Below are 21221 nucleotides of genomic sequence, written 5' to 3'. Positions count from 1 at the left end.
AAACAGTTAATCTCGTACGCTATTAGATCGGATGACTCATGAGCACATCGACAAGACCTCTGACGAGGCAGTGGTGGGTCTTCCCGCTGGCCGCGGCGACGGTGATCTTCCTGGTGACGGCCCTGCCGAGGTACGTCGGCCTCGACCCGTCGCAGTCGCTCGTCCCCACCGACCGCGGGCCGGTCTTCTACCCCGCGCTGGTGACGCACATCTTCTTCGGCTCGGTGATGCTCTGCTGCGGCATCCTCCAGCTGTGGCCGTGGCTGCGCGCCAACCATCCGAAGGTGCACCGGTGGACCGGGCGGACCTATGTCGTCACCGCGATCCCGACGGGCCTGGCGGCGCTGGTCACCAGCCAGTTCCCCGCCGCCGGACCGTCCCAGCAGGTCGGCAACACGTTCCTGGCCGTGCTGTTCCTGCTGTTCACCGTGCAGGGCTACCGTGCCGCCCGGCAGCGGCGGTTCAAGGACCACCGCGAGTGGATGTACCGCAGCTATGCGATGGCGTTCTCGATCATCGCGAACCGCTTCTGGGGGATGGTGATGATCATGGTCTTCGTGCCTGAGGCCATGACTAACGCCGACCTCGGCACCGAGGACCCCACCCTCGCCAGCGCCGCCGCGGCCTCAGCCTGGGTCAGCTGGGTCGTGAACCTGCTGATCGCCGAGTGGATCATCCACCGCAAGCCGCGCCGGCGCGGCGCCGATCAGGCGAGCGCGTCGCGCAGGGTCGAGCGCCAGACGCCGGTGAGCTCCTCGAGCGGGATCTCGACGCTGCCGCCGTCATAGGCGATCGAGTACGCCGCACCGCCCGTGACACCGAGCTTCGTCGCCGCCACCCCGTGGCGCTCGGCCAGCGAGGTGAGCCGCTCGACGTCGTCGGCCTTGACGGTGACGAGCGCGCGGGCGACCGACTCCGAGAAGAGCGCGACGAACGGGTCTCCGGCGAGCGTGACCGAGACGCCGATCCCCGACGACATCGCCGGCTCGGCCAGCGCCTGCATCAGGCCACCGTCGGAGAGGTCGTGGGCAGAGGTGACGAACCGTGCCTCCAGCAGCAGCTCGGCGAGCGCCTTCTCGGCCGCCAGGTTCACCTTCGGCGGCAGGCCGCCGAGGTGACCGTGGACGACGTGGGCCCACTCCGAGCCGGAGAGCTCCTCGTGGGTCTCACCGAGCAGCACGACGACCTCGTCGGCCGCCTGGAAGTCCGACGGCGTACGCGTGGTGACGTCCTCGATCACACCGAGCGTCGCGACCACCGGCGTGGGGTGGATGGCGACCTCACCGGTCTGGTTGTAGAGGGAGACGTTTCCGCCGGTGACCGGGATGCCGAGCTCGAGGCAGGCGTCCTTCAGACCGCGGGTGGCCTCGGCGAACTGCCACATCACGTCGGGGTCCTCCGGGGAGCCGAAGTTGAGGCAGTCGGAGATGGCCAGCGGCTGGGCGCCGACGGAGGCGACGTTGCGGTAGGACTCGGAGAGGGCGAGCTGGGCACCGGCGTAGGGGTCCAGCTTGGCGAAGCGACCGTTGGCGTCGGTGGCGAGCGCGACACCGAGGTTGGTCGACTCGTCGACGCGGATCATGCCGCCGTCGGCGGGCTGGGAGAGGACGGTGTTGCCGCGGACGTAGCGGTCGTACTGCTCGGTGATCCAGGACTTGTCGCACAGGTTCTCCGAGGCGACCAGCTGGAGGACGGTCGCGCGGAGCTCGTCGGCCGAGGATGCACGCGGGAGCTTCTCGGCGACGTCGGCCTGGAGCGCGTCCTGCCACGACGGGCGGGCGTAGGGGCGCTCGTAGACCGGGCCGTCGTGGGCCACGGTGGTCGGGTCGACGTCGACGATGGTCTCGCCGTGCCAGTCGACGCGCAGCCGGCCCTCGCCGGTCACGGTGCCGATCACGGCCGCCTCGACGTCCCACTTGGCGCAGATGTCCATGAAGGTCGCCTCGTCCTCGGGGGCGATGACGGCCATCATCCGCTCCTGCGACTCGCTCATCAGGATCTCCTCCGGAGCGAGCGTGGAGTCGCGCAGCGGCACCCGCTCGAGGTGCACGTGCATGCCGCCGTCACCGGCAGCCGCGAGCTCGGAGGTGGCGCAGGAGATGCCGGCCGCACCGAAGTCCTGGATGCCGCGGACGATGCCGGCGGCGAAGAGCTCGAGGGTGCACTCGATCAGCAGCTTCTCCATGAACGGGTCGCCGACCTGCACGCTGGGACGCTTGGCCGGACCGTCCTCGTCGAACTCGACGCTCGCGAGGATCGAGGCGCCGCCGATGCCGTCGCCACCGGTGCGCGCGCCGTACATGATCACCAGGTTGCCGGCGCCCGACGCCTTGGCGAGGTGGAGGTCCTCGTGGCGGAGTACGCCGACGCAGAGCGCGTTGACCAGCGGGTTGCCGAGGTAGGAGGCGTCGAAGACGGCCTCGCCACCGATGTTGGGCAGGCCGAGGCAGTTGCCGTAGTGGCCGACGCCGGAGACGATCCCGGGAAGGACGCGGTGGGTGTCGGGCTCGCTCAGCGGGCCGAAGCGGAGCGGGTCCATGACGGCGACCGGGCGCGCACCCATCGCGAGGATGTCGCGGACGATGCCGCCGACGCCGGTCGCGGCGCCCTGGTGCGGCTCGACGTAGCTCGGGTGGTTGTGCGACTCGACCTTGAAGGTGACCGCGTAGCCCTGGCCGACGTCGAGCACGCCCGCGTTCTCACCGATGCCGGCGAGCATCTTGCCGGCCGGGGTCTCCTGCGGGATCTCGCCGAACTGCTTGAGGTGCACCTTGGAGGACTTGTAGGAGCAGTGCTCCGACCACATCACCGAGTACATCGCCAGCTCCGCGCCGGTCGGCCGGCGGCCGAGGATGCGGCGGATCTCGGCGTACTCGTCCTCCTTCAGGCCGAGCTCGGCCCAGGGCTGCTCTCGGTCGGGGTCACCGGCAGCGTGGTGCACGGTGTCCAGGAGCGGAAGATCGGACGCAACGGCAGCGGACGAAGTCTCGGTCACGGGCAGAAATCTACGTCAGAAGTGCCCAATCCCCCGAGTCCTCAGCGGGGCAGCCCGCGCCACTCCCGCAGGTCGCGGATCTCACCGAACTCCTCGAGCGCCTGCCGGGCGACCTCACCGTCCCCTGCGTAGGCGGCGACGCTCCAGCCGTGACCTTCCACCATCTCGGCGGTGACCCAGGAGGCCTCGCCGTGCGGGGTGGGCAACCGGCGCGGGCGCCAGGAGAGCGACATCGCGCCGTCGGGACGCTGCTCGACACTCGGGGTCGAGCCGATGGCGGCGTACTTCTTCTGGCCGGCGTGCCACTCGCTCCAGTAGGCGTAGTGGAGATAGAGGTGAGTGCCGCGCCAGGACATCGAGCACTCCACGAAGAGATCGCTGGGACCGGCCTCTCCGTGGGCGCACTCGCCGCTCCGGGCGGCCTCGGAGTAGCCGGGGAGGACCCACTTCATGCCGTCCTCGCCACGGGGGTCGAGGCACCGGGTCAGGGAGCCGGCGCCGTTGCCGTCCCAGCAGACGTAGGGCGTGTTGGCCTGCCTGGTGGTCGAGCTGACCTGGTCGGCGACCGCGAACGGCCCGATCACCTGGCCGCCGTGGGCGACATGGATGATCCCGGCGACCGTCAGCGCGAGCATGACCGTGATCGCGAAGAGGACCGGCGTCACCCGATCGCGTCGCTGCTGCACCGGTCCCCACCCCCTTGGCGATCCGTTCCTTTACCAAGGTAACGCCGCCACGCGGCTTTGGTTAGGGCCCCACATGCCTTGGGACCAACGTCCCGTCGCGTCCGAGACCCGAGACCTCCGCCCACCGGCTGGACCGTCCCCTAGTCTTCTATTCGTAGTTATTCACTAAAGAAAGGCCATACGGTGTCCTCCCCCAGCACGTTCAGCCGACGCAGCCTGCTCGCCACCGGAGCCGGCGCGGTCGCCGCCACCGGCCTCGCCACCCCCGCCAACGCAGCCGCCGAGACGCCGTTCAGGGCCCGCAAGGTCAACCGGCCCCAGCGCAGGCCCAACCTCCTGGTGATCCTGGGCGACGACCTCGGCTGGGCCGACCTGTCCGCCTACGGCTCCCCCGACATCAAGACGCCCCACCTGGACCGGCTCGCGGCCTCGGGCGTGCGGTTCACCGATGCGTACTCCGCCTCCTCGGTCTGCTCCCCCACCCGCTTCGGCCTCTACACCGGGCGCTACCCCGGTCGCCTCGCGGGCGGCCTGCCCGAGCCCATCGCGTCGCCGAACGAGCTCCACGGCATCCCGCTCGACCACCCGACGCTCGCCTCGCTGCTCAAGGAGCAGGGCTACGCCACCGCTCTCTTCGGCAAGTGGCACTGCGGCTATCTGCCCTGGTACAGCCCGACCCGGGTCGGCTGGGACGAGTTCTTCGGCAACTTCTCCGGCGGCCTCGACTACTTCTCCAAGATCAACCACAACGGCGACCACGACCTCTACGAGGACGAGGTGGAGGTCGAGGACCTTCGCTACTACACCGAGATCGTCACCGAGAAGGCCGTCAGCTTCATCGAGCGCGACCACGACACCCCCTGGCTCCTCAACCTCAACTTCACCACCCCGCACTGGCCCTGGGAGGGACCCGAGGACAAGGCGGTGAGCGACGAGCTCACCGCCCGGATCGAGGACGGGGAGAAGGGCGTGCTCTTCCACAACGACGGGGGCTCGCTGGCGACGTACAAGACCATGGTCGAGGACCTCGACCAGTCGATCGGCCAGGTCATCAAGGCCCTCGAGCGCACCGGACAGCTCCGCGACACCGTCGTCTTCTTCGCCAGCGACAACGGCGGCGAGCGGTTCTCCAACGTGTGGCCGTTCACCGGAGCGAAGTCGGGCCTCAACGAGGGCGGCATCCGGGTGCCCACCATCCTGAGCTGGCCGGGCACCCTGCCCGGCCGCCAGGTCAGCGACGAGCCCGCCGTCACGACCGACTGGACCGCGACCTTCCTGGAGCTCGCCGGCGCGACGCCGGCGCGGGACTACCCGCTGGACGGCACCAGCCTGGTGCCGCTCCTCTTCGGCGGCCGGCCACGCGAGACCCAGGACCTCTTCTGGCGCATGCGCGGGCAGCGCGCGCTGCGCCGCGGCTCGCTGAAGTACCTGCAGCTCGACGGCACCGACCACCTCTATGACCTGAGCGAGGACGTACGCGAGCAGGCCGACCTGGCCCGGAAGCGGCCCGAGGACCTGGCGGAGCTCCGTGCGGCCTGGGAGAAGATCGACGAGACCCTGCTGGCGTACTCCTGACGTGTGCCTGGCGAGTCCACTGGTAACTGAGTGACGGTTGTGACTACCGTGACGAAATATGGGGGACTTCACCAGGTTCAAGTACGTCAGACGGGCACTCGGCGCGGGCTTGATCTCCGGCGTCGTCGGCGTCGCGGGGCTGGCGATGCCCAGCCCCGCGGCCGCCGCGAACCCGGTTACGCCGGGCAACTTCACCGGCTACGGCTTCGACCAGTGCCAGGCGCCGTCCCAGACGGCGATGGACCGTTGGTGGCAGCACTCCAACTTCGGCGCGGTCGGCATCTACATCGCCGGTAACTCGCGCGGCTGCCGCACCCAGACCAACCTCAGCGCGACCTGGGTGCGCAAGCAGCAGGCCCGTGGCTGGCGGCTGCTGCCGATCACGCTCGGCCCGCAGGCTTCGTGCAACCCGCACTTCCCGCGCTACCGCGACGACCCGCGGATCAGCGCCAACTCGACCAACCAGTACGCCACCGCCAAGCGCCAGGGGGTCAACCAGGCCAACGCGACCGTGGACGCCGCCAAGCGCTACGGCATCGCCGCCGGAAGCACGATGTTCTACGACCTCGAGGGGTTCGACATCGGCAACCAGCGTTGCCGCGAGTCGGCGATGTGGTTCGTCTCGGCCTGGAGCCACCGGATCAAGAAGCTCGGCTACCGCCCGGGGATGTACTCGAGCGCGTCGTCGGGGATCAAGGCGATGTACGACGTCTGGCACGCCCAGCCGCGCGGCTTCGTCTACCCCGCCGACCTGTGGATCGCCGACTGGGACGGTCGCGCCGGCACCTCGACCAAGTACATCCCCGCCAAGCCCTGGAGCCCCCACCGCCGCGTCAAGCAGTACCGCGGCCCGCACAAGGAGACCCACGGCGGCACCACCATCGAGATCGACTCCAACTACGTCGACCTCGGCCGCGGCTCCTACGCCCGCCCGGTGACCCACTGCGGCGGCGTCCCGGTCAGCTTCACCGCGTATCCCGCCCTGAGGCCGCGCACCAGCTCCTACACCCCGTCGCCGATCTACACGAAGGCGCTCGAGTGCATGCTCCGTGAGCGCGGGAGCTTCGGCGGCCCCATCGACGGGACGTACGACGCAGGGCTGGTCCGCTCGATCAACGCCTGGCAGCGCTCGCACGGGCTGACTGTGCGCAAGACCTGGACCATGGGTGCCTGGAAGACGCTGTGGGCGGCCAACAGCCGACCACTCCTCAAGCGCGGCTCCGCCGGCGAGACCGTCCGCGACCTCCAGCGCGCCCTCAGTGCCACCTCCGCACCCGAGCGCCCGAAGATCACCGGCGTCCTCGACTGGAACACCCAGGTCGCCCTCGTCGCCTACCAGAAGCGCCTCGGCCGCACCGCGAACGGCATGGCCACCGAGGTGACCTGGTACGACCTGGCCCACGGCCGCTGACCCGGCGCAACTGTCTCAACCACGACCGTCGAGTCGGCGCGTCTGTCCCAAGGGAGCTGAGACAGACGCGCCGACTCGGCGGTTCTGCGCGGGACTGTTGCGCTGAGTCGGCGGTCAGGAGAAGGGGTTGGGGAGGGCGCCGGGGAGATCGGCGAGGAGCTCGCGGGCGCGGGCGGCGACCTTGTGCTCGACGAGGACCTCGTACTTGGTCGGCACGATGACCTTGACGCTCGAGAAGTCGCGGGTGCCGCGGGTGGCGGCGTAGCCGATCAGCGACCAGATGAGGCCGAAGACGATGCCGAGGAGCACCGTCGACAGCAGGATGAAGAGGAAGTTCTCGTTGCCGAAGAGCGACATGATCAGGCCGACGAAGACGCCGAGCCAGGCGCCGGAGAGGACGCCGGCGAGGGCGACCTTGCTCCAGGTGAGGCGGCCGGTGATCCGCTCGATCTGCTTCAGCTCGGTGCCGACGATCATGCAGTTCTCGACCGGGAACTCCTTGTCGGAGAGGAAGTCGACCGTCTTCTGCGCGGCCGCGTAGTCGTCATAGGTCGCGAGTGACTGGGGAAACTCCAGCTTCAGCGGGCTCTGCGGGCCGCTGACCGGCGAGGTGAAGGACATACGCCCAGTGTGCCCCAGGCGGGGTCAGTTCTTGAGGACGCCATTCGCGATGACGTCGAGCATGGGACGTACGTCCTTGGCCTCGAGCGAGGAGTGGTCGGCCATGGTCGCGACACCGCCGAGGAGGCGGCACACGTCGAGGTTGTCGACACCCTCGCGGAGCACACCGTGCTCGGCCATCTCCGTCAGGACGCTCTCGTTGGCGTCGGCGTAGGTCTGGCACTTGGTGCGCAGCGGGGAGTCCTGGCAACCCAGGGAGGCGGTGATCTTGGCGGCGGCGCCCTGGTGGCGGGTCAGCAGCGAGACGTACTCCTCGAACCAGGCCAGCAGCTTCTCCCGGCACCCGCCCTCGGTCGCCATCGCCTTCTCGACGTGGGCGGAGACCTCCTCGATCCAGGTGGCCATGATCGCCTCGTGGAGCGCCTCGCGGGTCGGGAAGTGGCGGTAGAGGGTGCCGGGGCCGACACCCGCACGTCGGGCGACTTCGTCGAGAGGTGCGTCGAGACCGCGCTCCTTGAAGACCGCATGGGCGACCTCGATGAGCCGCTCGCGGTTGCGCTTCGCGTCGGCTCTCATCCAAGACCTCCTCAGTGGCTCCCGCGGCTCTGCGGGGACCTCAGTTAACAGCAAGCACCGCCATCGCATCTAAATGCGTTGCTAAACGGAGACACCCTCCGGTAGTGTTCCAGTCAAGCGGAGACTTCCTCCGCTTTACTGTACTCCTTCTCCGTCTCCAACAGGAGCTCTTGAATGACATCCACCGTGGCACCACCCAAGCCACCCGCGGCCACCAAGGCCGCCGGCGCCGGGATCGCCCTGGTCCTGATCGCCCAGCTGATGATCGTCCTCGACGCGGCGGTCGTGAACGTCGCCCTTCCCCGGATCGCTGACGACCTCGAGTTCACCCCGGCGGCACTCACCTGGGTGCTCAACGGCTACACCCTCGCCTTCGGCGGCCTGCTGCTGCTCGGCGGTCGCCTCGGCGACGTCTTCGGCAGGCGGCGTACGTTCGTCGCCGGCCTCTCCGTCTTCACCCTGTTCTCCCTGGCCGGCGGGCTCGCGCCGACCGACGACCTGCTCGTCATCGCCCGCGCACTGCAGGGCTTCGGTGCCGCGATCGCCGCGCCTCAGGTGCTCGCCCTGCTGACCACGTCCGCGAAGGACGAGGGCGGCCGTGCCCGGGCGATCGCGCTCTTCTCCGCCGTCTCCTCCAGCGGTGCCTCGATCGGGCTGATCCTCGGCGGCATCCTGACCGACATCGCGTCGTGGCGCTGGACGCTGTTCATCAACGTACCGATCGGGCTCGTCGTGCTCGCGCTCGTGGGCCGTCTCGTCGCCGAGACCGCGCCGCGACCGGGACGCTTCGACATCGTCGGCGCCGTGACCGCCACCGGTGGTGCGGCCGCGATCGTCTGGTCACTGATCGGCGCCCCGGAGCACGGCTGGACCTCCGCGCGCACCCTCGGCGGGATCGCCATCGGCCTGCTCCTGCTGGTCGCCCTCGTGCTCACCGAACGCCGGGTCGCCCACCCGCTGCTGCAGCTCCACCTCTTCGACAGCCACCGCCGCGTCGCTGCGTTCATCGCCGCGGTCGGGCTGGTCGGAGCCCAGTTCGCGACCTTCTACCTGACCGTGATCTACCTGCAGGGCGTGCTCGGCATGGGTCCGCTCGCCTCCGGGCTGGCCTTCCTGCCACTGACGCTGATGATCTTCGCGGTGTCCCGGGTGGCGCCACGGATCGCGGCCCGGATCGGGATGTCGCGGGTGCTCGTCCTGGGCGCCACCGGTCTCACCCTGTCGTTCGTGTGGCTGAGCACGCTGACGGAGACGAGCACGTACGCCGGCGCCGTCCTGGCTCCGTTCCTCCTCAACGGCGCCTTCGCCTCGCTCGTCTTCACCTCCACCACGGCTCTCGGCCTGGAGGGTGTCGACGCCGCCCACGCCGGCTCGGCCTCGGGTCTGGTGCAGACGATGCAGCAGCTCGGCGGCTCGATCGGGCTGGCCGTGATCGCCTCGGTCTACGTCGCCAACGGCACTCCCGGCGAAGTCGTCCCGGGGATGCGCGAGGCGTTCTACGCCGCGGCCGCCCTGGGCGCGCTCGGGATCATCGCCTCGCTGAGCGTGGTGCTCCGCCGCCCCTCCGGGATGCGTGCGTACGCTCCCGGGCGGACGGCGGTCGAGGTCGACTGAGTCGTGCATCGAAGCTCGGCCCCGGCTCGCGATCGCGAGCCGGGGCCGATTCGTACGCCAGGGTCAGTCGCCGTAGACGGCCAGCTCCTGCAGGTGCAGGGCGTAGGCGTTGCTGGTGTTGCCGGTGCCGGTCACCCGGACGTATCGGAAGCTCCCGTTCACCGGATACCAGTCCCCCACGTCGGTCTGCGGGGAGTCCGCGGTCCTGGCGGCGATCGGGGTGTAGGTGATGCCGTCGACGCTGCCCTCCACGGTGTAGCGATAGGACCGTCGATCCGCGTAGTAGGGCGTCACCCTGACCCCGGAGACCGGGTGTTCAGCACCCAGGTCGACCTGCAGCCACGCGGGCTTGCCGGTGCACTGCGCAGGGTTGCACAGCCAGTTGGTGTGCAGCTTGGCGTCGACCGCGCGGTCCGGGGTCGCCGTGCCCTCGCTGCTGGACGCGGTGGCCGGCTTGCCCTCGCTGAGCGGCGTGGGAAGCTCACCGGTGCAGGACAGGGTCGGCACCCCGAACGAGGCCGCGTCGAACGAACGGTTGCCGTCGGAGCGATCGATCACGATCCGGAGCTGACGTACGCCGCTGATGTCCACATCGAGGCGGATCGCCTCGGTTCCGGTGGTCGCCAACCCGCTGCGCAGCACCGGCGTGGCGTGGATCCGCCGGCCATCGCCCCACACCTCCACCACCACGTCGCCGTCGGCGGCATGGTTCATCGCATCGTCGATGCCGACGACGGTGACGAACCGTTGACACGCCTGGCCCAGCTCGAACCGAACCTCGCCGGCGGCGTTGGTGCCCAGACCCTTGGAGTAGGCGACACCGTCGAGCAGGATCGGCGCACCGGCTCCCGACGGCGTCGCCGGGGTCACGGTGTCGCGGGCGACCGGATGTTCCCCGTCGTGGTTGCGCGATGAGGAGAACGGCACGTCGCTGAGCTGGATCCGGCCAGGTCCGTCGACCGGCAGCACCGCACTGGCCGTCTTCTGCTTCGTCCCGGCCTGCTGGTCGTACGTCACCTCGACGTCGACCTCGGCCTCGGTGGTCTCCGACGGCAGCTCGGTGCCGGCCGCGACGTTCCAGCTCACCGTCGCGGTGCCGCCCGGTTCGAGTCGCGACGGCAGCTCGCCGGTTGCGGTGGCCGCGATGCCGTCCGGAGCGGTGACCCGGGCCGCCATGTTCTCCAGGGCGGCGAAGGGGTTGTTGTTGACCACCGTCAACGCGATCGTGCCCGGGTCCTTCCCGATCGTCCCGGTCGGGCGGACCGACACAGCCGCACCGAAGTCCGCCGCAGACATCTGCTGGAAGGCACGGGTGGCTTCGGCGTAGGTGTCACCGTGCGGTTTGCTCGGGTAGCGATCGGTTGCCCGCGACCACTCGTCGGCGACCGCCTGCCAGTTGATCGCCGTCGGCGCCTCACCGGTGCGCAGAGACTCGCGCAGCGTGGCGAAGTAGCGTTCCCACCGAGGTGCGTAGTAGCCGTTGAGCAGACCGGACCAGTCGCGGTAGGCGTAGTCGGTCAGCGACAGGGTCAGCGTCCACGAGGTGAGGATGCGGCGGGCGTCGTGCTCGAGGGCGGTGGCTTCGTCGGGCGACGAGGCGAAGGCACGAGCCTGCGCCAGCCAGGGGCCGACCATCTGATCGGCACGGGTGGCGCTGACCCGGTCGGCGGTGTCGATGGCCTCGATCCATGCGTCTGTGAGCCGGTCGAACTCCGCAGCGTCACGCTCGGCGTACGCCTGCCGGATCTGGGTCAGCAGCGGGTGGGAGTACTCGGCGACCACCTGCCGCGCGATCTCGGCGAGGTCGTGCCGATAGGTCTCGCTCGCGCGCAGCGACGACTTCACCTGCAACAGCGACGGCAGGGCCGCCGCGAAGTCCGTCGGGTCGTAGCGGTTCCCGGGAGCCGTGTAGTTGCTGGGCCGGGTGGCCGTCAGCGCAGGTACCGCGGCGAACAGGCCGCTGGTTCCGGCCGAGCGGTTGTTGTTCGGCGCGATCGAGTAGGCGGTGTCCTGCAGGGTCTTCCACGCGGCGCGTGCTGCCGGGTCGGTCGCGCCGTAGCGCGCATCCGCGTACTCGGCGAACCAGGCGTCCAGGTCGACCGGCCCTGTCTGCCAGGGCAGCTCGGCGAGGAACTCCATCGCGACCGCGTTGTTGTAGCTGGCCTCCGGAAGGATCGCGATGCCGTTCAGCGCGCTGTTCGGGCGGTCTCGGAACTCGAAGAACCGCTCGTTCCAGGCCTTGATCGGAGCACCGACCGTCGAGTTGCCGCCGAAGTTCCAGATCGACCCGAAGGCGTACGGCGTGCCTTTCCACTGGGTGTCTCGCTGCGGATCGAGGTTCCGGTCGGAGAGCCCGTCCACGATCAGCATCCGGCTGCGGTCCACCGCCTCGAGGGTCTCCTGGCGCGGGTTGCTCTGCCAGCCGAGGGCCACCCAGATGGCACCGGGATGGGCGGCGTCCAAGGCGTCCTGGACCGCCACCGACGCCTGGCCGACCGGGACGGAACCCGCCGACCCGCCCTCGTGCAGCAGGTCCATCTTGTACATCGTCGACGCTCCGACGACGTCATTCTGGATCTGATAGAAGCGTTCGGCCACCTGACCGAAGAGCTCCTGCGTGGGGGCCAACCAGTCCGGCCGCCGCAGACCGGACCAGGTGCCCTGCGGGACGGTCACGGCGCCCGGGTTCCGGGTCGCGAAGTCGGTCGGCACGGTGCCGAAATAGCCCGGGAGCACCGGCGTGATCCCCATCGAGCGCATGTAGTCGGCGATACGTCGGCCGAGGTCGGCGCGCTCTTCCAGCAGAGCGGGAGTGACCGGGTCGGTGAAGTTCCACATGTTCTGCATCAGCCACCACTGCTGATAGGCCGGCGACGGGATCCAGGCCCGCGCCTCGGCCTCGGAGTAGCCGTACTCCTGCAGCAACCGGTAGTAGACCATCTCGGACCCGACCGGGAGGAACATCTCGTTGACGCCGTGCATGGCGTTGATGTCGACGAGCTCTCGCCAGTCCTCGAAGGTGCGGAACGGCCCCGAGTAGCCGTCCTCGGTGTCGTTGCCGGAGAACCGGTGCGACACGACGGACGTGCCTTCGATGGGGTGCTGGGGCAGAGGCAGGGAGCCGCGGATCGGCACCTGGGTCCCGGTCCAGGAGACATCCGACTTGGCAATCTTCTTCAGGTAGGCATTGACTCCCATCAGGAGTGCCGGGGTGCTCGTCCCGTCGACCATGATCCGGCTCCCGCGGGAGCTGACCCGGTATCGGTCCGTGCTGTCCGGGCGCAGCGACAGCTGGAACCTGGCCGCGTGCCGGCTGCCGAGGAGCCTGACCAGGGCCTCACGAGCGGGACGGGTGTCGGCGGGGTGCGACGAGGCCGCGAACCCGGGCGTCTGCTTCGTCGGGCCGGCCGCCGTGGCGGTGACCGATCCGGTGGCGGCGATCAGGCCGAGCAGCATCGCCACGATGATGCCGACGGTGGTTCCTCTGGTCCGCAGCGGTCTCGGCCGACGGTCGCTCGTCGGATGAGCCTGTTGACTGCGTCGATGGCGTAGCGGCATCGTGCCTCCAGGATTATGAAGAACATTTTCGTAATGTGGGCCACATACTCCTCCCGCGCCGCGTGGCGGTCAAGAGATCTGGGGATATCAGCCGAGCAGAGGGAGCCGGTAACTTGTGGGTCATGGCTGAAGATCGGGGCGCGATGAGGGGAGAGTCGAGCGGGAACGGCGTACTGCGACGGCTCAACACCACCGCGGTCCTCGAAGGCGTCCGAGCCGCTGGAGCGGCCGGAGCGCGCATCACCGAGCTGGCTGCCGACAACCGGCTGACCCGGCCGACCGTCTCACAGGCGATCGACGAGCTGGCCTCCGCTGCCGTCGTCGAGCCACTGGCCCCGTCGGAACCGTCCGGAGCCGGCAGGCCCGCCACCCGGTACGTGCTGCGCAGGGGCCTGCTGCCCGTGCTCGGGCTGGACATCGGACCCCACCGGGTTGCGGCTTCCATCGTCGACATCCAGGGCGAATCGCTGGCACACGAGACGATCGAAGTGCCGCCGGGCGCCGACCCGGCCGCCGTCCGACGTCAGGTCAGCACACTGGTCGACGGCGTACTTCTGGCCGCACGGCTGCCGGCAGATCGGATCGGAGCGGTGGTTGCCGGGTCACCCGGCGTCGTCGGCCCCGAGCTGAGCCGCGTGACCATAGCGCCGTCCGCGCCCGGCAACACCGATGCCGGCCTGTTCGCCGACCTCGCCGAGCGATTCCCGGCGCGGCTGCTGGTGGAGAACGACGCGAACCTGGCTGCCATCGCTGCCAGCGTCGAGCACCCCGGCCGGACGCTGGTCGTGATCCACTGGGGTGAACGACTCGGGGCCGGGGTGGTGATCGATGGCGCCCTCCACCGTGGGGCACACCGAGCCGCCGGCGAGGTCGGCCTGATCCCGGTCTCGTCCGACGGCGTTCAGTTCGACGAGCACGGCCGCGGGCCGCTCGAGCATGCCCTCGGCGCTGCGGGAATTGCCGAGCTGGCCAGGGCGGAGGCGTCTCGGCACCCCGGCGGGGCACTGCCCGTCGACCGACCCCTGACGGCCCAGCAGGTCTTCACCGCAGCCGCGGAGGGCGATCGGGCGGCCGTCGCGGCCGTGTCAGCGGTAGCCACGAAGATGGTGGAGCGGCTGGCTCCGGTCTTCCTGACGATCGATCCACATGTCGTGGTCCTCACCGGAGGCGTCGCCAATGCCGGCGAGTTCCTGGTGGACCAGCTTCGCCGGCTTCTGCCCCGGTTCACACTGGTCCCACCGGAGCTTGCCCTGCTGGTCCCCGCCGACCGTGCCGTGCTCGCCGGCGCGCTCACCCTGGCGGCGAGCAGGGCCTGGGACGAGCTGATCGCTTCGGTGCAGCCAGGTCACCCCTGGTCGGTCAGCGAGCCAGGACCTTCTCGGCCAGCGAGGTGAAGAAGCCGAGCCCGTCGGTGCCGGAGCCGGTGAGGGTCTCCACCGCGTGCTCGGGGTGGGGCATCAGGCCGACGACGTTGCCGGCCTCGTTGGTGATGCCGGCGATGTCGTTGACCGACCCGTTGGGGTTCACGTCGAGGTAGCGCGCGACGACGCGGCCCTCGCCCTCGAGCCGCTCGATGGTGTCGGCGTCGGCGACGTACTGCCCCTCGCCGTTCTTCAGCGGGACCACGATCTCCTGGCCCTGGGTGAAGGCGGAGGTCCAGGCGGTCGAGACGTTCTCGATGCGCAGCTTCTGGTCGCGGCAGATGAACTTGAGGTGGTCGTTGCGCAGCAGGCCGCCGGGAAGCAGGTGGGACTCGACGAGCATCTGGAAGCCGTTGCAGATGCCGAGCACCGGAAGGCCCTTCTGGGCGCCCTCGATGACCTCGGTCATGATCGGCGCGAAGCGGGAGATGGCACCGCAGCGCAGGTAGTCGCCGTAGGAGAAGCCGCCCGGCAGGATCACCGCGTCGACACCCTGCAGGTCGTGGTCGCCGTGCCACAGCGCAACGGCCTCGTTGCCGCCGACACGGACGGCGCGCTGCGCGTCGACGTCGTCGAGCGTGCCCGGGAAGGTGATGACGCCGATCTTCACTGCTCGACCCGAACGACGAAGTTCTCGATCACCGTGTTGGCCAGGAAGGTCTCGGCCAGCTTCTCGATCTGGGCGAGCGCGTCGTCGGTGACCTCGGGGATCTCCAGCTCGAACCGCTTGCCCTGACGGACCTCGGTGACCCCGGTGAACCCGAGCCGCGGCAGGGCGCCGAGTACGGCTTTCCCCTGCGGGTCGAGAATCTCGGGCTTGGGCATGACGTCGACGACAACGCGAGGCATGGCTGCAGTCTAGGTGGGCCATACGCCGCTCACCTAAACCGTTGGCACCCCTCCTGATCCGGTCTTTACGATCGCTCCTCGTGCGCCATCTGCTGATCGACATCACCCCGCTGCGTACGTCTCCCGCTTTCCGCCGGTTCTTCATCGGGCGGGCGGTGTCGGGGCTCGGTGGGCAGATCTCGGTGGTCGCGGTGATGTACCAGGTCTGGGAGGCGACCCACAGCCCGTTCTGGTCCGGCAGCGTCGCGCTCGCGCAGCTCGTCCCGATGCTCACGATCGGGCTCTGGGGCGGCGCGGTGGCCGACCGCGCGGACCGGCGCTCGATCCTGCTGGTCACCAACCTCACCCAGCTCGTCCTGGCACTGCTGCTGATGGCACAGGCCCTCTGGCTGGGCACCTCGCCGTCCTCGCTCGGGCTCGTCCTCGTGCTGGTCGCGCTGATGGCCGCCGCCCGCTCGGTCGCCGCCCCAGCGGGCATGGGCGTGATCCCGCGGCTCCTCGCCACCAACCAGGTCGCCGCCGGCCTCGCCCTCAACCGGCTGAGCTTTCAGGGATCGATGCTCCTCGGCCCGGCACTGGGCGGGCTGATCATCGGCTACGCCGGTCTCGAGATCGCGTACGCCGTCGACGCGGCCTCCTTCGTCGCCGGGTTCCTCGGGGTCCTCGGCCTCCCCGCTCTCGCCCCCGCGACGAGGACGAGCGGTGGCGGAGTCCTCGAAGGCCTGCGCTTCGCGGCCACCCAGCCGGTCGTACGCGGCGTGCTCCTCGTCGACCTGGCGGCCACCGTCCTCGCCATGCCGGTGAGCCTGTTCCCGCTGGTCAACGAGACCCGGTTCGGCGGGGACCCACGCACCCTCGGGCTGCTCCTGACCGCGATCGCCGTCGGCGGCGTGGGGGCCTCTCTCTTCTCGGGTTCGTTCACCAGACGCAGCCGGCCAGGACTGATCACGATCGGCGCCGCCGCCGTGTGGGGCGCCAGCCTCGGTGCCGTCGGGCTGGTCACCTCGCCGTGGCTGTGCCTGGCCCTGCTCGCCGTCGCCGGGGCCGCCGACTCGGTCAGCGTGGTCACCCGCGGCACCCTGATCCAGCTCGCCGTACCCGACGATCTGCGCGGCCGGACCGCCGCGATCGAGATGATCGTCGGCGCCGGCGGGCCGGAGATCGGCAACCTCCGCGGCGGTGCCGTCGCCCAGCTGACCTCCGGCTCGTTCGCGCTGGTCAGCGGGGGCATCACCTGCCTGCTCGCCCTCGCCGCGGTCGGCGCGACCTCTCGGCCGCTGCTCTCCTTCCGAACAGGAGCCACAGACTCGAAGATCGCAGCCACCAGGTGACTGCGATCTTCGAGCTACGGCTGCTGCCGGCGTACGGAATCGGTTACTTGAGCTCGCGCTTGAGGATCTTGCCGGTGGCGGTCATCGGCAGAGCGTCGACGATCTCGACGATGCGCGGGTACTTGTAGGCCGCCATCTGCTCCTTGCTCCACGCGACGATCTCCTCGGAGGTCGCCGAGGCGCCGGGCTTGAGCACGAGGACCGCCTTGATCTCCTCGCCGTGGGAGTCGTGCGGGACGCCGATCACGGCGGCCAGCGAGACCGCCGGGTGGGTCAGCAGGACCTCTTCGATCTCACGCGGGTAGACGTTGAAGCCGCCGCGGATGATGAGCTCCTTGGCGCGGTCGACGATGTAGTACCACCCGTCCTCGTCGCGCTTGCCGAGGTCGCCGGAGCGGAACCAGCCGTCCTCGGTGAGCACCTCGGCGGTCGCCTCGGGACGGTTGTAGTAGCCCTTGAAGATGTTGTGGCCCTTGATCGCGATCTCGCCGATCGCATCGGCGGTCCACTCGATGTCGTCCCACGACGCCGGGTCGATCAGGCGCATCTCGACACCGGGGATCGGGACACCGATCGAGCCCGGGCGCACCGGCTGGCCGTAGAGCGAGAACGACGCCACCGGCGAGGTCTCGGAGAGGCCGTAGCCCTCGAGGATGGTCACGCCGAAGCGCTTCTCGAACTCCTTGTGGATCTCGACCGGGAGGGCCGAGCCGCCGGCGGCGGCGACACGCAGGTTCTTGGCGAGGGTGGCCACGTCGATGTCCTCGGAGAGGGCACCGAGCAGGCCCCAGTACATCGTCGGCACACCGGCGAAGAAGGTGACGCTCTCCTTGAGCATCGTCGCCAGCGCGGCCGCGGCGTCGAAGCGGGGCAGCAGCACGACGGTGCCACCGAAGGCGATCGCGCCGTTCTGCACCACTGTCTGACCGAAGGCGTGGAAGAGGGGCAGCACGGCGAGATAGGTGTCGGGCCGGTCGGCCGAGGCACCGAAGAGCTCGGCACCGGCCAGCGCGTTGTCGCGCATGTTGCGGTGACGCAGCTCGGCGCCCTTCGGCTGCCCGGTGGTGCCGGAGGTGTAGAGGATGACCGCGGTGTCGTCCTCGTCGGTGGCCACGGTGTCGAAGGTCGGCGGCTGGGTCCCGATACCCTGGCCGAGCGTGGTCACGCCCTCGATCGGCGACGCGGCGGTCGGGTCGGCGGTGATCAGGAAGAGGTTCTCGACCCCGGCCTCCTGCGCACCGGCGTGAGCCTCGGCGCCGATGGCGAGCTCCGGGGTGCCCTCGAAGGCGAAGAGGGCCTTCGCGTCGGAGTCCTTGAGGTGGTAGGCCACCTCGCGTCCCTTGAGCAGCACGTTGAGCGGGACGACGGTGGCTCCGGCCTTGAGGATGCCGAAGTAGACCATCGTGAAGTAGGGCAGGTTCGGGCTCATCAGGGCGACCCGGTCACCCGCACCGATGCCCTTGCTCGCCAGCAGGTTCGCGACCTGGTTGGCGGCACCGTTGATCTGGGCGTAGTTCAGGCGGATGTCGCCCAGGACGATCGCGGTGCGCTCGGGATAGTTCGCCGCGGAGTCTTCGAGCAGCGAAGCGAGGTTGTACGTGGACACATGGCCTCCAGTGGTGTGCGTGTTACGCGTCACAACTTACCCGCAGGTAGCCACCCGAGAAACACGGTCCGCGGTTTTTAGTGCGACACGTGTCTCAGAATCGGTGCCCGGTCAGCTTCTCGTACGCCTCGACGTACTTCGCCCGCGTGCGCGCGACGATCTCCTCGGGCAGCTCCGGCGGCGGACCACCGGCGGCGCGGTCCCAGCCGGACTCGGGCGAGAGCAGCCAGCGGCGGATCACGTCCTTGTCGAAGCTGGGGATCGCGGTTCCGGGGTGCCACTGGCTCGCGTCCCAGTAGCGGGAGGAGTCCGGGGTGAGCACCTCGTCGGCGAGCACGATCGTGCGGATGCCGAGATCGTCCTGGCGTACGCCGAACTCAAACTTCGTGTCGGCCAGGATGAGGCCGCAGCCGCGGGCGATCTCGTCGGCGCGCTGGTAGACGGCCAGGGTGAGCCGGCGGACCGCGGCCGCGTCGTCCTCGCCGATCAGCTTGGAGATGTATTCATAGGTGACGTTCTCGTCGTGGTCGCCGAGCTCGGCCTTGGTGGCCGGGGTGAAGATCGGCGGGGTGAGGCGGGAGCCGTCGACCAGACCATCCGGGAGGCGGATGCCGCACACCTCGCCGGTGGTCTCGTACTCACGCAGGCCCGACCCGGTCAGGTAGCCGCGCGCGACACACTCGACGGGCAGCATGTGGAGCTTCTGGGCGACCACCGCGCGGCCCTCGACGGCCGCGGGGACGTCGGTCGAGAGCACATGGGTCGGGACCAGGTCCTCGAACTGCTCGAACCACCACATCGACAGCCGGGTGAGGATCTCACCCTTGTCCGGGATGACCGTGTCGAAGACGTGGTCGAAGGCCGAGATGCGGTCGCTGGCGACCATCAGGAGCTGGCCGGCGTACGGACCCTCCTCCAGCTCGTAGAGGTCGCGCACCTTGCCGGAGTGGAGGTGCTTCGCGCCCGGGATCGCCGGCGCCGGCGGGATGTTGAGTTCAGCCACGGGGATCAGCCTAAGAGATAGGCCTCCTGAGCCGTTTCTCGCTTAAGTAGACTGTTTCGAGCGATTTAAGTGAGAGGGCCGCCCATGGAACGACGACCACAGCCAGACTTCTTGATCATCGGGGCGCCGAAGGCCGGGACCACGGCCCTGCACTCGGCGCTGGCGAGGCACCCGCAGGTGTTCGCCACGACACCGAAGGAGCCGAAGTACTGGCTCTGCGACGACGCTCCGCCGCCGCACTGGCGCGGCCCCGGCGACAAGCACTCCCAGCAGGAGTGGGTCTGGCGACGGCAGGACTACGACCGGCTCTTCGCCGCCGCCCCCGAGCACGCCGTCCGGGGCGAGAGCACGCCCTTCTACCTCTGGTCCACCAGCGCCCAGCGGCGGATCGCCCAGGAGCTTCCGGAGGTGAAGCTGATCGCCGTCGTGCGCGACCCGATCGATCGCGCCTACTCCAACTGGATGCACCTGTGGTGCGACGGACTGGAGCCCGTCGCCGACTTCCCCACGGCGTTCCGACTCCAGGACCGGCGCGCCGACGACGGCTGGGCGCCGTTCTGGCGCTATCGCGAGCTCGGGCTCTACGGCCGGCAGCTCGACCACCTCTACGGGCTGGTCGGCGAGGACCGTGTGCTGGTGGTGCGCTACCGCGACATCGTCGACGAGCCCGCCGCGACCGTCGACCGCGCCTGCCGCTTCCTCGGCATCGAGCAGGGCCACGTCGATCACATCCCGAAGGACAACCACAGGACGTACGTCGAACCCGGCTGGCGCCCGAAGGTGCTCGGTCCGGTGATCAGGGGTGGGGCCTGGCTCGGCCAGTTCGCCCCACCGGAGGTGTGGCGTCGGAGCTACCCGCCGCTGCTGCGCCAGCTCTCCGGGCCGGGCAGCCACCACCGGCCCCGGCTGAGGCCGGAGCAGCGCGAGCAGCTCCTGCCCGCCTTCGCCGAGGACATCGAGCTGCTCACCAAGGTGAGCGGCCAGGACTTCTCCGACTGGCTCTCGACCGCGAGCCGGGGATCGTTCCAGGAGCGCGCGAGACTCGCGGAGAACCTCAGCGAACCAGCGTGATCAGGTCGTGGGCGCCGTCCTCACGGGCGGCCTCCACGTAGTAGCGGATCCGGCCCTCGGGCAGCGCCACCGCGCTGGCGTAGCGGAAGGCGCCGTCGGAGTGCGGGCTGGTGACCGGGCCGGCCACCGGGTCGGCGACCAGTCGGGTGCCGTCCCAGCGGGCGATGCCGGTGGTCTCGTACCAGTTGGACTCGGCGTCGGCGCGGCCGTCGTAGAGGACGACGAGCGGATCATGTGAGACGACCGTGGTGACCCGGGCCCCGCGGGCGTCCCAGCGACCGGGGCGTCCGGCGAGGACCTCACCGTCGTCGTGCCACTCCAGGCCGTCGGTGGAGGTGAGGTAGCGGGTCGTCATCCGGTCCTCGTGGCCGGGCTCGGTGAGCGGATGGCAGCACAACCACATCTGCCAGGTCTGGGTCACCGGGTCGATCGCGATCACCGGGTCCTTGACCGCGACGGTGTCACTGCCGGGATGGACGACCTGGCGGCGACCCTCGGGCAGCCCCTCGACGGTGTCGGCGGTGAGGCTGTCGACCCACCAGTGCTTGGAGTCCCAGGTGGCACAGGAGAGATAGAGCCGCCAGCCTCCGTTGTCAGGAAGCTGCACCAGTACGGGTCGCTCCAGCGACTCGCAACCGAACTGGTCGCGATGGACCTCGGTCACGGTCTCGAACCTCACCCCGTCGGTCGACCGGGCGACGCTCACCGTCACCCCGCGCCCGTCCGAGAGCGGCCGCCGGTTGCGCCAGGTCAGCCAGAAGACCCCGTCGACCAAGACCGCGCTCGCCGCGCCGGCCCAGTTGCCCGGCCCCTCGCCCGGCGCCGGGATGACGAGCTCGGCGCCGTCGTAGGACGGCAGGGACGACAGCGTGGCGATGCTCATGGACCCGATGATAGTCAATCC

17 protein-coding genes are annotated in these 21221 nt (G+C 69.7%); 7 read left to right on the top strand and 10 right to left on the bottom strand.

The window, feature by feature from the left end:
• Window positions 1-38: 38 nt before the first annotated feature.
• Window positions 39-788, top strand: coding sequence for a DUF2306 domain-containing protein (locus tag BLT25_RS11530; protein WP_091045711.1), 750 nt, complete (start codon window positions 39-41; stop codon window positions 786-788).
• Here the strand turns inward: BLT25_RS11530 and purL are convergent.
• Together purL and BLT25_RS11520 are read right to left on the bottom strand one after the other, a co-directional pair.
• Window positions 707-2995, bottom strand: coding sequence for a phosphoribosylformylglycinamidine synthase subunit PurL (gene purL, locus BLT25_RS11525; protein ID WP_176883805.1), 2289 nt, complete (start codon window positions 2993-2995; stop codon window positions 707-709). The two genes, BLT25_RS11530 and purL, sit on opposite strands and share 82 nt — an antisense overlap.
• Before the next feature lie 41 nt (window positions 2996-3036).
• Window positions 3037-3681: a hypothetical protein gene (locus BLT25_RS11520; protein WP_091045708.1), complete on the bottom strand. Its 645-nt coding sequence runs from the start codon at window positions 3679-3681 to the stop codon at window positions 3037-3039.
• A gap of 183 nt (window positions 3682-3864) precedes the next feature.
• Here BLT25_RS11520 and BLT25_RS11515 point away from each other — a divergent pair, with 183 nt between their 5' ends.
• Together BLT25_RS11515 and BLT25_RS11510 are read left to right on the top strand one after the other, a co-directional pair.
• On the top strand, window positions 3865-5256 hold the full coding sequence (locus BLT25_RS11515) for a sulfatase-like hydrolase/transferase (protein ID WP_091045706.1): 1392 nt from the start codon (window positions 3865-3867) through the stop codon (window positions 5254-5256).
• A 58-nt stretch (window positions 5257-5314) separates the two neighbouring features.
• Window positions 5315-6667 (top strand): glycoside hydrolase domain-containing protein, encoded by a 1353-nt coding sequence (locus BLT25_RS11510; protein ID WP_091045703.1) that lies wholly within the window; start codon window positions 5315-5317, stop codon window positions 6665-6667.
• A gap of 114 nt (window positions 6668-6781) precedes the next feature.
• Here BLT25_RS11510 and BLT25_RS11505 read toward each other — a convergent pair whose 3' ends face one another.
• Entirely contained in the window at window positions 6782-7288 is a 507-nt protein-coding gene (locus tag BLT25_RS11505) for a YflT domain-containing protein (protein ID WP_091045701.1), read from the bottom strand.
• A 24-nt stretch (window positions 7289-7312) separates the two neighbouring features.
• Complete coding sequence (locus BLT25_RS11500; RefSeq protein ID WP_091045698.1) at window positions 7313-7864, bottom strand: TetR/AcrR family transcriptional regulator; 552 nt, start codon at window positions 7862-7864, stop codon at window positions 7313-7315.
• A 174-nt stretch (window positions 7865-8038) separates the two neighbouring features.
• Here BLT25_RS11500 and BLT25_RS11495 point away from each other — a divergent pair, with 174 nt between their 5' ends.
• Complete coding sequence (locus BLT25_RS11495) at window positions 8039-9478, top strand: MFS transporter (RefSeq protein ID WP_091045696.1); 1440 nt, start codon at window positions 8039-8041, stop codon at window positions 9476-9478.
• A 63-nt stretch (window positions 9479-9541) separates the two neighbouring features.
• On the opposite strand, the gene BLT25_RS11490 is transcribed toward BLT25_RS11495, so the two are convergent.
• Complete coding sequence (locus tag BLT25_RS11490; protein WP_176883803.1) at window positions 9542-12934, bottom strand: alpha-N-acetylglucosaminidase TIM-barrel domain-containing protein; 3393 nt, start codon at window positions 12932-12934, stop codon at window positions 9542-9544.
• Between the two features lie 224 nt (window positions 12935-13158).
• On the opposite strand from BLT25_RS11490, the gene BLT25_RS11485 reads away from it, so the two are divergent.
• Window positions 13159-14430, top strand: coding sequence for an ROK family protein (locus BLT25_RS11485; protein WP_091045690.1), 1272 nt, complete (start codon window positions 13159-13161; stop codon window positions 14428-14430).
• On the opposite strand, the gene purQ is transcribed toward BLT25_RS11485, so the two are convergent.
• Together purQ and purS are read right to left on the bottom strand one after the other, a co-directional pair.
• Window positions 14396-15067, bottom strand: a complete 672-nt coding sequence (gene purQ, locus BLT25_RS11480) for a phosphoribosylformylglycinamidine synthase subunit PurQ (RefSeq protein ID WP_091045687.1) — start codon at window positions 15065-15067, stop codon at window positions 14396-14398. The genes BLT25_RS11485 and purQ overlap by 35 nt on opposite strands.
• On the bottom strand, window positions 15064-15306 hold the full coding sequence (gene purS, locus BLT25_RS11475; RefSeq protein WP_091045685.1) for a phosphoribosylformylglycinamidine synthase subunit PurS: 243 nt from the start codon (window positions 15304-15306) through the stop codon (window positions 15064-15066). The genes purQ and purS overlap by 4 nt, the downstream gene beginning before the upstream one ends.
• Before the next feature lie 80 nt (window positions 15307-15386).
• On the opposite strand from purS, the gene BLT25_RS11470 reads away from it, so the two are divergent.
• Window positions 15387-16637: an MFS transporter gene (locus BLT25_RS11470; RefSeq protein WP_091045682.1), complete on the top strand. Its 1251-nt coding sequence runs from the start codon at window positions 15387-15389 to the stop codon at window positions 16635-16637.
• 43 nt (window positions 16638-16680) lie between these two features.
• Here BLT25_RS11470 and BLT25_RS11465 read toward each other — a convergent pair whose 3' ends face one another.
• Window positions 16681-18243, bottom strand: coding sequence for a long-chain-fatty-acid--CoA ligase (locus BLT25_RS11465; RefSeq protein ID WP_091045679.1), 1563 nt, complete (start codon window positions 18241-18243; stop codon window positions 16681-16683).
• Window positions 18244-18337: 94 nt separating this feature from the next.
• Window positions 18338-19246 (bottom strand): phosphoribosylaminoimidazolesuccinocarboxamide synthase, encoded by a 909-nt coding sequence (locus BLT25_RS11460; protein ID WP_091045677.1) that lies wholly within the window; start codon window positions 19244-19246, stop codon window positions 18338-18340.
• A gap of 84 nt (window positions 19247-19330) precedes the next feature.
• Between BLT25_RS11460 and BLT25_RS11455 the strand changes: the two genes are divergently transcribed.
• Entirely contained in the window at window positions 19331-20317 is a 987-nt protein-coding gene (locus tag BLT25_RS11455; RefSeq protein WP_091045675.1) for a sulfotransferase family protein, read from the top strand.
• Here the strand turns inward: BLT25_RS11455 and BLT25_RS11450 are convergent.
• Complete coding sequence (locus BLT25_RS11450) at window positions 20301-21200, bottom strand: hypothetical protein (protein WP_091045673.1); 900 nt, start codon at window positions 21198-21200, stop codon at window positions 20301-20303. The genes BLT25_RS11455 and BLT25_RS11450 overlap by 17 nt on opposite strands.
• Window positions 21201-21221 lie beyond the last annotated feature (21 nt).

The organism is Nocardioides sp. YR527 (assembly GCF_900101045.1).
In the GTDB taxonomy this organism is placed as follows: Bacteria; Actinomycetota; Actinomycetes; order Propionibacteriales; family Nocardioidaceae; genus Nocardioides.
Note: the sequence above shows the minus strand (reverse complement) of the source record. Positions and strands in the feature narration are given on the sequence as shown.